Here is a 12,217-nt window from a genome sequence, read left to right as displayed (position 1 = left end):
CTCAGCGGGTCCACGTCGTGTAGAAGCTCTCGGGGTTGACCAGATACCGCACCGTGGCGTGCGGCACGTGACGCACGATGTGGCTGCGGCTGTACCGGTGGACGAGCTCCCAGTCCTCACGCGGAAGCACCCGCGGTGTACGCCGCAGCCGGCTGAAGTGCAGAGCCCGGCCGCGCCGCGCGACGAACGCGTTGGTGTCCAGGAAGGACTCCCGGGCCGCCCGGCGGCGGTCGAACGGCACCGACAGGACGTCCCGCTCGGTCCCGTCCGGCAGGACGCGGCGCAACGCCGTGTACACGCCGTCGGGCCCGTGCGGGGACTCCAGGACCGCCAGCGCCCGCTCCAGATGGTCGGCCTCCCACAGGTTGTCGTCGTCCAGGAACGCCACGTAGCGCGAGCGGGTGAGGCGGATGCCCACATTGCGCACGACGCCGGCCACGCCGGTGTTGCGGGCCAGCGAAACGGCGAACAGCCTTGGATCGTCCGGGAGTTCGGGCAGACCGGCGCCGTCGTCGACGACCACGACGACCTGGTCGCGCACGGTCTGGGCGAGAGCTGAACGGACCGCTGCCCGTAGCGCGTCGGGCCGGCGGTGGGTGGCGATGACCGTGGCGACGAGGGCGGAGGGACGGGGGGCGGCGGCAGCCGCGAGCCGACGTGCCTCGGTGGTCTCGAAGCGGCGCAGCCCCAGGGCGGAGGGGAAGAGAAGGACCTTGTTGCGCAGCTCGAACAGGACGAGCCAGCCGAAGGCGCGCTTGAGGAGTTCCCAGGGGGCACGGGCGATGCTGCGCATGATCCTCTTCCTCAGCCGGCCGGCTCGGGGCTGATCGGGGTGCCGTTGGAGAACCGGTTGCCGCGCCAGACGTTCCCGGCGCCGCCGGCGTTCCAGGCGGTGACGGCGCCGTAGACGCCGCAGTTGCGGTGGTAGCGGGTGGAGAAGACGTTGTTCGTGACCTTGATCCCGGTGGCGCCGGCGCCACCCCCGTAGAGGCAGTACGCGCCTCCGGCCAGCAGGTTGTGGTCGATGACGGTGTCGGAGACGGGGCCGGAGTCGGCGAACAGCCCCAGACTGGCGGAGGCCCCCCGGCCGACGGCGACGGGGTTGAGGAGCGTGTTGTGACGGATGATCAGCATGCCCTTGTTGCTCCCGCCGCTGATCACCGCGTCGGTGTGCTGCCACTCGCCCCCGGCGTTGTGGAAGGGGACGAGGTCGTGGACGTAGGTGTCGTGGATGTGACCCTGGCCCATGGACAGCGCGTTGCCGAAGACGGAGATGTCGCTCCAGCCGACCTCGATGGAGCTGCCCCCCATGTTGGAGACGGCGTAGTCCACGCCGCCGTTGTCGGGGCCCTTGCCGGGAACGGCGGTGATGGTGGTGTGGAGGACGCGGAGTCCGCTGTAGCCGGCGCGCAGGTTGACCCCCCACCAGTTGGCGGAGGTGATCTTGGTGTCGACGATGGTCACGTCGTTCGCGTAGATGTCGAGTGAGCCGGTGATGTCCCACCCGCTGATGACCGTCCCGTCGGCTCTGACGGTCATGTTCCCTGTGGAGTGCGGGGTGAGCGGGATGCGGGGGCCGGTGGTACGGGCGTCGGGGAAGCCGGCTGACCGGGGTGCCGCGGCGCTGGCGTGCGGGGTGCCCTTGGCTCCGGTGCCGGGCGAGAGGCCGGCGCCGCCGGCGCATGCGGTGGCCAGCGTGAGCGTCACCACGGCGAGCAGCCGGCGGAGCCTGGTCATGCGGCCTCCGGTGTCCGGGAGCCGAGGAGGAAACGGCGACTGGGCAGGACGCACCCCGCATAGCAGGCCAGGGCGGCGGTGCCGACGGCGACGAGGGCAGGGGTGCCGTCGCCGAGGACCCGCCTCGCGGCGAGGAGCACCAGGGTCATCACGGTCCCTCCGAGGAAGGGCCAGGCGCAGGCTCTCGCGAGGTGCGGGAGGCTGATCCCGGCCCGGCCGAGGGCGTGGAGGAACGCGGGGACGACGAGAAGGGCGGCGACCAGGACGTGGCCCTGGGAGACGCCGACGATCCCGCCCAGTCGGGCGCCGACGACGAGGACCGGGACGAGGGCCACGACCCAGAGCCCCTGGACGAACAGGAGAGCGCGGCGCTGGCCGGTGGCGACGAGGCAGTCGTAGGCGAGTTCGCAGCCGATGCGGACCAGGCCGAGGGCCATCAGCCAGGGCAGCGCCGCGGCGGCGGCCAGCCACCGGCTCCCGTACACGAGGTGCACGACGGGGGCGGCGAGGCAGCCGAGCAGCACACAGAGGGGGACGGTGCCGGTGACCAGCACCCCCAGGGCACGGCTGAAACCCTGGGCGAGGGCCTGCGGGGAGTCGGCGAGGCGGGAGAAGCCGGCGAAGGAGACACGGCGGGCCGCCTCCGAGATGATGCGGACCGGCCAGCCGGACATGTTGAACGCCAGGACGTAGAAGCCGAGGGAGACCTGACCGAGGGTCGAGCCGACGACCATGGTGTCCACGTTGACGACGGCCAGGGCGAGCAGGCTCGCGCCGGCCAGCGGGAGCCCGAACTTCAGCAGCGCACGGGCCTGTTCGGGGTCCCAGCCGAACCGCAGGGTGCCGGGGGCGGCCAGGGCACAGCCGACGAGGGCGGCGAGGTTGCCCGCGACCGCACCCCAGGCGAAACTCATCGCGCCCCAGCCGGCGAAGGCCAGCACCAGGGTCACCGTGGTACTGAGGACGAAGTTGGCCGCGTCGATGAGCATCCGCCTGCCCTGGGCGAACTCCCGGGTCAGGAAGCCGGCGGGCACCTGGGCCACCCCGTCGATCACCAGACACAGGCACATCACGCGCAGCACGCCCGAGGCCCCGGGCGAGTCGAGCAGCCCGGCCACCGTCGGTGCCGACACGAAGAGGGCGGCATAGAGCAGGCCGCTGGACGCGGTGGCCAGGGTCAGCACCGTCGGTGCGAAGCGGCGCGGGTCGCCGTCCCAGCGGACGACGGCCAGGCTGACGCCCAGTTCGTTCGCGGAGAGCAGCACCAGGAGCACGGTCTGGGCGATGCCGTAGACGCCCCACTCGGCCGGGCCGAGGGCGAAGCGCGCCAGCAGGATGCCGGTGGCGAAGTTGCCGAGGCGCATGACGACGGTGTTGATCAGGCTCCAGCGGGCCGCGGAACGGACCTTACGGCCGAGGGAGGGAGGATCTGGGGTGTCGCTCGGCTCAGCGGTCTCGCTGTCCGGTGTGCGAACGCTGTCCATGAGTCGACTCCTCGTCGAGCGGCTCGGCGGCGGGTGCCACGGCCATGGCGGGCTGCCCGGCCCTCGGCTCCGCGGCGGCCCTGGCCCCGGCGGACCGTGACCAACTGGGCGACGGCCGCAGGGGCATCGTCTCGTCCGCGGCCGGATCCCCGGCCGCGGACGTGGGGGCGGTGTCCGGCTCCGCCGAGGGATGCGGCCGGCGGCGTGCCTCCACGTAGAAGACGGCGACCATGCTCAGTACCAGGCCCAGGCACCCGGCCATGACCAGGTACTCGAGCCGGGTCTTCGTCTGCGCCGCCGGGTTCTGCGGAGGCACGATGGTCGCCATGCGGATCATGGCCTTCGGGGCGACCGACTGCTGCTTCTGGAACTGCTCCAGCCGTTCCTTGGCATAGGCGGTCAGGATGCGGTCCGACGCCAGGACGGCGGCCTTGTCGGTCCCGGTGACGGTGAGCCACATCAGCGGTCCTTGGGCGTTGTCGGCGAGCTTGGCCTCGAACGTGCCGGTGAGCCCGCGGGACTTCAGCTCACGGACCGAGACGTCGGAGTTGAGGTTGCGGGCCAGGCTGTCGGCCATGCCGGTCAGCGAGGTCTGGGCGCTGAGGAAGGGGTTGCCGTCGTAGGCGACGGTGGCCTTCTGGGAGTTCAGGAGGACCACCGTGCTCTGCGACTGGTAGCCGACGGGAACCACCACGGCCACGGCGACCGTCAGCGCGGCGGTCAGCAGCAGTCCGGGCAGCAGGACGTACCAGCGCCTGCGCATGACCCGGAAGATCTCGGCGAGATCCATGGCGTTCCCCCCTGGCGACCTGACGTTCGACGAGCATATGCGGCAAGCGGATCATATGGGGAACGTTCGGTCGGTGGGTCTCGGCCGTGTGCGCGCCGTTCCTCCCTCCAGCAGCACCTCGGCGATGCGGTCGCTCGCGCGGCCGTCCCACAGGTCGGGCCGGCGCGGTGCGGGCGGATCGTCCAGCACCCGGTTCACCACGGACACGATCCGTGCGGGGTCCCGGCCGGCCAGCACGTTGGTGCCCTGCTCGACGGTGATGGGCCGCTCGGTGTTGTCCCGCAGGGTCACGCACGGCACGCCCAGCGCGGTGGTCTCCTCCTGGATGCCGCCCGAGTCGGTCAGCACCAGGCGGGCGGAGTCCTGCAGGGCGATGAAGTCCAGGTACCCGGCGGGCGGCACGAGCCGGATGCCTCCGGGGACGCCGATGCCGGCCAGCCGTCCGGCCGCGCGCGGGTGCACGGGCAGCAGGAGCGGACAGCGGCCGGCGATCTCGCCCAGGGCCTTCAGGAGGGCGGAGAGGACCTCGGGATCGTCCACGTTGGCCGGGCGGTGCAGGGTGACCAGACCGTACTCGCCCCTGGCCAGGCCGTGTCGGCTGAGCACGTCCGAGGCCCTGGCCCGTTCCAGGTTGGCCAGCAGCGTGTCGATCATGACGTTGCCGACGAGGTGGATCTGGTCGTCCCGGTACCCCTCCGCGCGCAGGTTCTCGACGGCATCGGGCGAGGGCGCCAGCAGGTAGTCGCTGACGCGGTCGGTGACGACGCGGTTGACCTCCTCCGGCATGCTCCAGTCGCGACTGCGCAGGCCCGCCTCGACATGGGCCAGCAGCGGTCCGGCCTTGGCGGTGACCAGGGCGCAGGCCAGCGTGGAGTTGATGTCGCCGACCACGACGACGAGGTCCGGGGACACCTCGCCGAGAAGCGGCTCGAACGCGCTCATCACGCGCCCGGTCTGCCCGGCGTGCGTGCCGGAGCCGACCCCCAGGAAGCGGTCGGGCGGGCGGATGCCGAGGTCGGCGAAGAACACGTCGTTCATGGCCGGGTCGTAGTGCTGACCGGTGTGGACGAGGACCACCTCGGCACCCCGGCGCTCCAGCGCGTCCATCACCGGTTTGATCTTCATGTAGTTGGGGCGCGCCCCGGCGACGCAGACGATGCGTGGCATGGTTCAGAGCACCTCGATCGTGGGTCCGGACGGCAGCCGTCTTCGGCAGTCGAGGACGAACGGGGCGTGCCCCGCGACGAGTTCGTAGTCGAAGCTGTCATGGTCGGTGAGCAGGACCACCACGTCGGAGTCGGCCAGCTCCTGCTCCGTCAGCTCGACCCGCACCAGCCGTGTGTCCATCGGCAGGCTCTCGACGACGTGCGGGTCGGCCGCCTTGACGTGCGCCCCCAGGTCGAGCAGCAGCCGGGAGATGCGCAGGGCGGGCGACTCGCGGGCGTCGCCGGTGTTCTTCTTGTACGCCAGACCGAGCAGCAGGACGCGCGAGCCGTTCACGGAGCGACGTCTCGCGTTGAACAGGTCGGTGATGCGACGCGTCACGTACTCGGGCATGTGGTTGTTGATGTCGTTGGCCAGTTCCACGAAGCGGAAACTCTGGCCGAGTTCCTGTTGCACCCGCCAGGACAGGTACGAGGGGTCGATCGGCAGACAGTGACCGCCGACGCCCGGTCCGGGCGTGAACTTCATGAAGCCGAAGGGCTTGGTGGACGCTGCGTCCACGGCCTGCCAGACGTCGATGTCCAGGTGGTGCGCGAACATCGCGATCTCGTTGACCAGCGCGATGTTCACATGGCGGAAGGTGTTCTCCAGCAGCTTGGCGAGTTCGGCCTCCTTGGGCGAGCTCACCGGCACCGTGGTGTCGACGAGCCCGGCGTAGAAGTCCTGAACGGCCTTCAGGGAGGCCTCGTTGACGCCGGACACGACCTTCGGGGTCTGCTGGAAGCCCCAGACGGCGTTACCCGGGTCGATCCGCTCGGGGCTGTAGCCGAGGTGGAAGTCGGTGCCCGCGGTCAGGCCGGAGCCCTCCTCCAGGATCGGGGCGAACAGCTCCTGGGTGGTGCCCGGGTAGGTGGTCGACTCCAGGACGACGGTGGCTCCGGGGCGCAGGTAGCGGGCCAGGGTGACCGCCGATTCCCTGATGTAACGCAGGTCGGGGGTGCCCTCGTGCAACGGGGTGGGGACGGTGACGACGGCGATGTCGAAACCGCCGCAGTCACGGGCCGACTCGCTCGGACGGTAGGCGCCGCTGTCCAGCGCCGCGCGGATCCGCTCGGCGGAGACGTCCTCGACGAAGGACTCACCGGCGGCGAGGGTCTTGATCCGCCGGGAGTCGACGTCGTGGCCGATCACCTCGTGTCCGACCTCGGCGGCGCGGATGGCCAGTGGCAGGCCGACGTATCCCTGTCCGACCACGACGACGCGCATCAGTGACTCCTGTTCGCGGAAGCGGGCGACGGGGCGAGCCGGATGAACTCGCGCGCCGTCATGAGGACGAAGGCGGCGTTCGTGGTGAGATAGCGCCTGCCCAGGCGGCGCGGCTCCTGCAGGACGCGGTAGAGCCACTCGATGCCCCACCGCTGCCACGACTCCGGTGCCCGTTTGGTGATTCCGGCCAGGATGTCGAAGGAGCCGCCGACTCCGTGCACGACGCGGGCGCCGGTGCGTGCGCCGTAGGCGGCGGTGAAGATCTCCTTCTTCGGCGAGGTCATGCCGAGGAACAGCATCTGGGCGCCGCTGCGCGCGATGGTGTCCGCTATGCCCTGCTGCTCGGAGTCCTCGAAGTAGCCGTCGCGGCTGCCGGCCACCCTCAGAGCAGGGAAGCGGTCGGCCACCCGGCGCAGCATCTGTTCCAGCACGTCCTGTCTGGCGCCGAGGAAGTACACGGACATGCCCGCCGACTCCGCCTCGGCCAGCAGCCGCAGGAACAGATCGATACCGGCCACCCGTTCCGGCAGGGGCGCCCGTAAGACCCGGCCGGCCCAGACCACGGCCTGCCCGTCGGCGAGGACGAGATCGCAGCCGGACACGGCCTGGGCGAGCCGCCGGTCCCGCCGCATGTTCACCAGCTTCGCGGCGTTGACCACCCCGATCTCGAGCTGTCTGCCCTCCCGGACCGCCTGGAGGCAGCGCTGTACGGTCTCGTCCATCGTCAGCGGGTCCAGCTCGACCCCGAACAGGGACTGACGCTCTGTCATATCCGGCCTCCCTGCCAGGCGTGGAGCATCCAGCCGAACTCGTACGGCCGGCATTCGCGGTCCACGGAGACAGCCGGGTACACCCGGTCCAGGGACTTCAGCCGGAGCGCGGGGACGACCCGGGTGCCGAGTCCCCGGGCGGCGCGCACGGCCTTCCTCGGGTCGCCCCGGTACACCTTGCGCCAGGTGACGCCGAGCTCGTCGAGGATCAACGGCTCCTGCTTCTCCGGACGGGCGGCCAGTTCGGGCACACCCGTCATCCAGCGCAAGCCCCTGCGGATCGACCCGCCGCAGTCGGTGCCGCCGGCGTCGGCGAGATCGAAGAGCGCAGTCGGCGCCATCGCGTGCTGGTGGACGCTGTAGACCGGGTAGCCCTCCACGACACCGCCGGTACGCGCGTCGTAGTGCCACCACCACTGCCCGCCGTCGCCCTGCAGCTCGCAGATGCGCGCCGCGCACGCATCGGCCGCGGCCAGCGCCTCCGGGTCGCCGCCTCCGTCACCGCCGGCGTGCGTGCGGGCCAGGGCCTGGAGCGGGTACGTCTGGTCGGCGAAGCAGCTCACGTGCGCCCGGTACCAGGGCACCAGGCCGGGTCCGGTCGCGTGCGGGAACAGCGGGCTGTCCCCGATCCGGGCCCGCAGCAGACGGTCACGGGCGACGGTCAGACGACGGTCCACGTCCACCGTGCTCCGGGCCGCCGCGAGGGCGGACAGCACCCATGCCGCCTCGACCGTGTACTGCGGCCGGCCGTCCTCGTCCAGGGCCTCCACCCGTGCGACGGCGTCGGACAGTTTGGGATGCCCGGTCTCGGCGGCGGCCCAGGCGATGAGCGCCGCGTCGCCGAGGTTGGTCACCGCGGGCAGCGACTCCACCAGCAGACCCGTGAACTCCTCGGCGGTACGCCCCCCGAGCACCGTGCGCTGGCGCTCCTCGGGGAGGAACCGGGCCCCCAGCGCGGTGATGGCGGCGTACCGGGTGCTGGTCCCGCGCCGTTCCAGGGTCCAGGAACCGTCGGGTGCCTTCCGTCCGGCCATGGTGAAGGCGAAGGCCTCGCCGCCGGGGAGCAGCATCGACGGAAGCCCCGACTCGGCGACCGCGAGCAGTCGTTGGGCGAGGGCGTGCAACTGCGGCTCCTCACGACCGAGCGCCGCCATACGTGTGATGGTCATCGTCCGGACACACCGACCCCCCTGTAGGTCCTTTTTCGCGCAGGCTTGTGATCGCCGCGGCGCGGATGGCGACGCGGCGGCAGGAAGAACCTCAGACGTCAGGCGTCGGAGCGGTCGTCACTCCTCGCTTCGGACACAGCTGTCCCCACCCGGTAACCCCCCTGGGCACTGGTTTGTGTGCTCACTGTGCCCGGTCTGCACAGTTCGCACACATGTTATGTCTGCGCGTGTTCGATGACTGGGTTTTCGCAGAATCGGCACTCATGGGCGTTCGACGAGTTCGCCGTCCTTCTCGTCGTACAGCGCGCCCGTCTCGGGGCACTCCCAGCCACCCGGCTCGCCTTCCCGCTCGACCAGCCGGCAGCCGGCCCGGCCGACCCAGCCGATCCGGCGCGCCGGAACCCCCGCCACGAGCGCGAAGTCCGGGACGTCCCGGGTCACCACGGCACCCGCCGCGACCAGCGCCCAACGACCGACGCGGACCGGCGCCACACACACCGAACGGGCCCCCAGCGACGCCCCCTCGCCGACCACCACGGCCACGGCCTCCCAGTCGCCGCCGCGCTTCAGCCGGCCCTGCGGGTCCACCGACCGGGGGAAGTAGTCGTTGGTGAGCACGGCCGCCGGGCCGACGAACACCCCGTCACCGAGTACGGCGGGTTCGTAGACCAGCGCGTAGTTCTGGAGCTTCACTCGGGCACCGATCCGCACTCCCGGGCCGACGTACGCTCCCCGGCCCACGATGCACCCGCTGCCCAGCCGGGCCTCCTCCCGTATCTGGGCGAGGTCCCAGACCGTCGTCCCGTCACCGATCGTGGCCGTCTCGTCGACCTGGGCGGTCGGCTGGATCCTGAAGTTCACCGGGCTGAACCCTTCTTCTCGTCGAGGAGAGCCGGAAACGCCGCCCGCAGGGCCTCGCGCCAGGGACGGATCGGTGTGGTCGTGGTCGGCCGGACGCGTCCGGGGTCCGCGCCGAGCAGCCGGAAGATCTCCCGCGCCAGGCCGAACCAGGTCGTCTCCCCGCCGCTGGTGCCGCGGTGGACCCCGGCGGGCGCCGTACCCGTGCGAGCGGCCCGTCCGAGCCGCACCAGCCGGTCCGCGAGGTCCGCCGTCCAGGTGGGCTGTCCGCGCTGGTCGTCGACCACGCCGACGGTGTCCTTCACCGGCTCGAACCCGGTCGTCGTGGCGATGACGTTCCCGCCGCCCGCCCCGTACAGCCAGGCCGTACGCACGACGTACCCGGCGTCCGGGAGCGCCGTCAGTACCGCCCGTTCCCCGGCCGGCTTCGTCCGCCCGTACGCGCTGCGCGGTGCCGTCGGCACGTCCTCCGCGCAGGGACAGGTGCCGTCGCCCGCGAACACGTGGTCCGTCGACACCTGGATCAGCCCGGCCCCCGTCCTCGCGCACGCCTCGGCGAGGTGCCGGGGCCCGGCACCGTTGACCCGCAGGGCGTCCGCCTCACGGGCCCCGGCGTCGTCAACCGCCGGCCACGCGGCGCAGTCGACCACGATCCGCGGCCGGTGCGCGGCGACCACGTCGTGCACCGCCTCGGCATCCGTGATGCCGAGGCTGCCACGCGCCAGGCCGACGGCTCTCTCGCCGTCCTGGCGAAGCCGCGCCAGAACCTCCCGCCCGAGCATTCCGGTGGCGCCGGTGATCAGCCAAGTGGTGGTCATGGTCACCCGTTCGTCGGCAAAAGCGGGGATGCGGCACTAGAGCGCCGCGCGCTCCTTCAGCGGCTCCCACCAGGCCCGGTTCTCGCGGTACCAGGCGACCGTCTCCGCGAGACCGGTGGCGAAGTCCTTGCGGGGCTCGTAGCCCAGTTCCGTACGTGCCTTGGCGCAGTCCACCGAGTAGCGGCGGTCGTGGCCCTTGCGGTCGGCGACGAACTCGACATGGGTCTGCCAGTCGGCGCCGCAGGCCTCCAGCAGCAGAGCGGTCAGCTCCTTGTTGGACAACTCGGTACCGCCGCCGATGTTGTAGACCTCACCGGCGCGCCCCTTGGTGCGCACCAGCTCGATGCCCTGGACGTGGTCGTCGATGTGCAGCCAGTCGCGGACGTTGCCGCCGTCGCCGTAGAGCGGAACCCTCTTGCCGTCCAGCAGGTTCGTGATGAACAGCGGGATGAGCTTCTCGGGGAAGTGGTGATGTCCGTAGTTGTTGGAACAGCGGGTCACCCGCACGTCCAGGCCGTGGGTGCGGTGGTAGGAGAGGGCGATCAGGTCGCCGGCCGCCTTGGAGGCGGCGTACGGGGAGTTGGGGCGCAGCGGGTCCGTCTCCGGCCAGGAGCCGGAGTCGATGGAGCCGTACACCTCGTCGGTGGAGATGTGCACGAACGTCTTCGGTCTCGGGTGCCGCAGCGCCGCGTCCAGCAGGGTCTGTGTGCCCAGGACGTTGGTCCGGACGAACTCGGTGGCGCCGAGGATCGACCGGTCCACATGCGACTCGGCGGCGAAGTGGATCACCTCGTCGTGACCGGCGACCAGCTCGTCGACCAGCGCGGCATCGCAGATGTCGCCCTTGACGAAGGCGAATCCCGGGTGGTCGCGCACCTCGTCGAGGTTGGCCGGGTTGCCCGCGTAGGTGAGCTTGTCCAGCACCGTGACCGCCACGTCACCCGGGCCGGCCGGACCGAGGAGCGTGCGGACGTGGTGCGAGCCGATGAAACCGGCGCCGCCGGTCACCAAGATCCTGGTGGTCATGACGAGATCTGCACCTTGCTGTGGTCGCCGAGGACGAAACGGTGGGCGGCGGGCTTGCGGGCCGCGGGAGTGACCTCGACCCCGCGGCCGATGAGGGAGGCCTCCACCCGCCGGACGCCGCTCAACGAGGAGTCGCGCAGCACGATCGAGTACTCGATCTCACTGTCCTCGATCCGGCAGTCCTCGGATATCGAGGTGAAGGGGCCGACGTACGAGTCGGCGATCACGGTGTTCGCGCCGACCACCACCGGGCCCACGATCCGGCTGCCGGTCACCTTGGCCCCGGGATCGATGCGCACCCGGCCGATGATCTCGCTGTCGGCGTCGACCGTGCCGTCGATCCGGCTCTCCAGGCCCTCCAGTACCGAGCGGTTGACCTCGAGCATGTCGGTGACGTTGCCGGTGTCCTTCCAGTACCCGGAGATCGTGGTGGACCGGACGTCGCGTCCGGTGTCTATCAGCCACTGGATGGCGTGCGTGATCTCCAACTCGCCCCGCCAGGACGGCTGGATCGAGCGCACCGCCTCATGGACGGCCGAGGAGAACAGATACACACCCACCAGCGCGAGTTCGCTCTTGGGGTGCCGGGGTTTCTCCTCCAGGCCGATCACCTGCCCGGCCGCGTCCAGTTCGGCCACGCCGAACGCGGTCGGGTTCGGTACCTTCGTCAACAGGATCTGTGCCTCCGGCCTTTCGGCACGGAAGGCGTCCACCAGCTCCGTGATGCCACCGACGACGAAGTTGTCGCCGAGGTACATCACGAAGTCGTCCTCGCCGAGGAAGTCCTGGGCGATCAGCACCGCATGGGCCAGCCCCAGAGGCGCCGCCTGCTGGATGTAGGTGACGTCGACACCGAACGCGGAACCGTCGCCGACCGCCTCCCGGATCTCCTCGGCGGTGTCCCCGACGATGATCCCGACCTCGGTGATGCCCGCCTCGGCGATCGCCTCCAGACCGTAGAACAGCACGGGTTTGTTCGCGACCGGTACGAGCTGCTTCGCCGATGTGTACGTGATGGGGCGCAATCGGGTACCTGAGCCACCAGACAGCAGAAGTGCCTTCATGTGCGTCACCCTACTTACCGCGGACTCGTCGACGAAGGGATTCCGCACACCCCGAGGACGGGCGGCAGCGG

At 70.9% G+C, this 12,217-nt stretch carries 12 protein-coding genes; all 12 read right to left on the bottom strand.

The genetic code is table 11. The annotated features are described in order from the left end of the window. Nucleotide 1: 1 nt before the first annotated feature. Nucleotides 2-793: a glycosyltransferase family 2 protein gene (locus ACZ7HQ_RS11230; protein WP_470987278.1), complete on the bottom strand. Its 792-nt coding sequence runs from the start codon at nucleotides 791-793 to the stop codon at nucleotides 2-4. Between the two features lie 11 nt (nucleotides 794-804). Then, nucleotides 805-1,737, bottom strand: coding sequence for a right-handed parallel beta-helix repeat-containing protein (locus ACZ7HQ_RS11225; RefSeq protein ID WP_470987276.1), 933 nt, complete (start codon nucleotides 1,735-1,737; stop codon nucleotides 805-807). After that, entirely contained in the window at nucleotides 1,734-3,221 is a 1,488-nt protein-coding gene (locus tag ACZ7HQ_RS11220) for an oligosaccharide flippase family protein (protein WP_470987274.1), read from the bottom strand. The genes ACZ7HQ_RS11225 and ACZ7HQ_RS11220 overlap by 4 nt, the downstream gene beginning before the upstream one ends. Next, nucleotides 3,184-4,011, bottom strand: a complete 828-nt coding sequence (locus ACZ7HQ_RS11215) for a Wzz/FepE/Etk N-terminal domain-containing protein (RefSeq protein WP_470987273.1) — start codon at nucleotides 4,009-4,011, stop codon at nucleotides 3,184-3,186. Before ACZ7HQ_RS11215 ends, ACZ7HQ_RS11220 begins: the two co-directional genes overlap by 38 nt. Nucleotides 4,012-4,062: 51 nt before the next feature. After that, the gene (gene wecB / locus ACZ7HQ_RS11210; protein WP_470987272.1) at nucleotides 4,063-5,178 is read right to left on the bottom strand and encodes a non-hydrolyzing UDP-N-acetylglucosamine 2-epimerase; all 1,116 of its coding nucleotides are present in this window, start codon (nucleotides 5,176-5,178) and stop codon (nucleotides 4,063-4,065) included. Nucleotides 5,179-5,181: 3 nt separating this feature from the next. Continuing rightward, the gene (locus tag ACZ7HQ_RS11205) at nucleotides 5,182-6,441 is read right to left on the bottom strand and encodes a nucleotide sugar dehydrogenase (protein WP_470987271.1); all 1,260 of its coding nucleotides are present in this window, start codon (nucleotides 6,439-6,441) and stop codon (nucleotides 5,182-5,184) included. After that, nucleotides 6,441-7,211 carry a WecB/TagA/CpsF family glycosyltransferase gene (locus ACZ7HQ_RS11200; protein WP_470987270.1) on the bottom strand — a complete coding sequence of 257 codons (771 nt, stop codon included), beginning with the start codon at nucleotides 7,209-7,211 and terminating at the stop codon, nucleotides 6,441-6,443. The genes ACZ7HQ_RS11205 and ACZ7HQ_RS11200 overlap by 1 nt, the downstream gene beginning before the upstream one ends. After that, the gene (locus ACZ7HQ_RS11195) at nucleotides 7,208-8,380 is read right to left on the bottom strand and encodes a hypothetical protein (RefSeq protein ID WP_470987268.1); all 1,173 of its coding nucleotides are present in this window, start codon (nucleotides 8,378-8,380) and stop codon (nucleotides 7,208-7,210) included. Before ACZ7HQ_RS11195 ends, ACZ7HQ_RS11200 begins: the two co-directional genes overlap by 4 nt. Nucleotides 8,381-8,641: 261 nt before the next feature. After that, nucleotides 8,642-9,241, bottom strand: a complete 600-nt coding sequence (locus ACZ7HQ_RS11190; protein ID WP_470987267.1) for an acyltransferase — start codon at nucleotides 9,239-9,241, stop codon at nucleotides 8,642-8,644. Further along, entirely contained in the window at nucleotides 9,238-10,056 is an 819-nt protein-coding gene (locus ACZ7HQ_RS11185) for an SDR family oxidoreductase (RefSeq protein ID WP_470987265.1), read from the bottom strand. Before ACZ7HQ_RS11185 ends, ACZ7HQ_RS11190 begins: the two co-directional genes overlap by 4 nt. Before the next feature lie 36 nt (nucleotides 10,057-10,092). Next, nucleotides 10,093-11,082 (bottom strand): dTDP-glucose 4,6-dehydratase, encoded by a 990-nt coding sequence (gene rfbB / locus ACZ7HQ_RS11180; protein WP_470987263.1) that lies wholly within the window; start codon nucleotides 11,080-11,082, stop codon nucleotides 10,093-10,095. Next, nucleotides 11,079-12,146, bottom strand: coding sequence for a glucose-1-phosphate thymidylyltransferase (locus ACZ7HQ_RS11175; RefSeq protein WP_470987262.1), 1,068 nt, complete (start codon nucleotides 12,144-12,146; stop codon nucleotides 11,079-11,081). Before ACZ7HQ_RS11175 ends, rfbB begins: the two co-directional genes overlap by 4 nt. Nucleotides 12,147-12,217: the final 71 nt, after the last annotated feature.

Source organism: Streptomyces sp. NPDC037290 (assembly GCF_055603245.1).
Note: the sequence above shows the minus strand (reverse complement) of the source record. Positions and strands in the feature narration are given on the sequence as shown.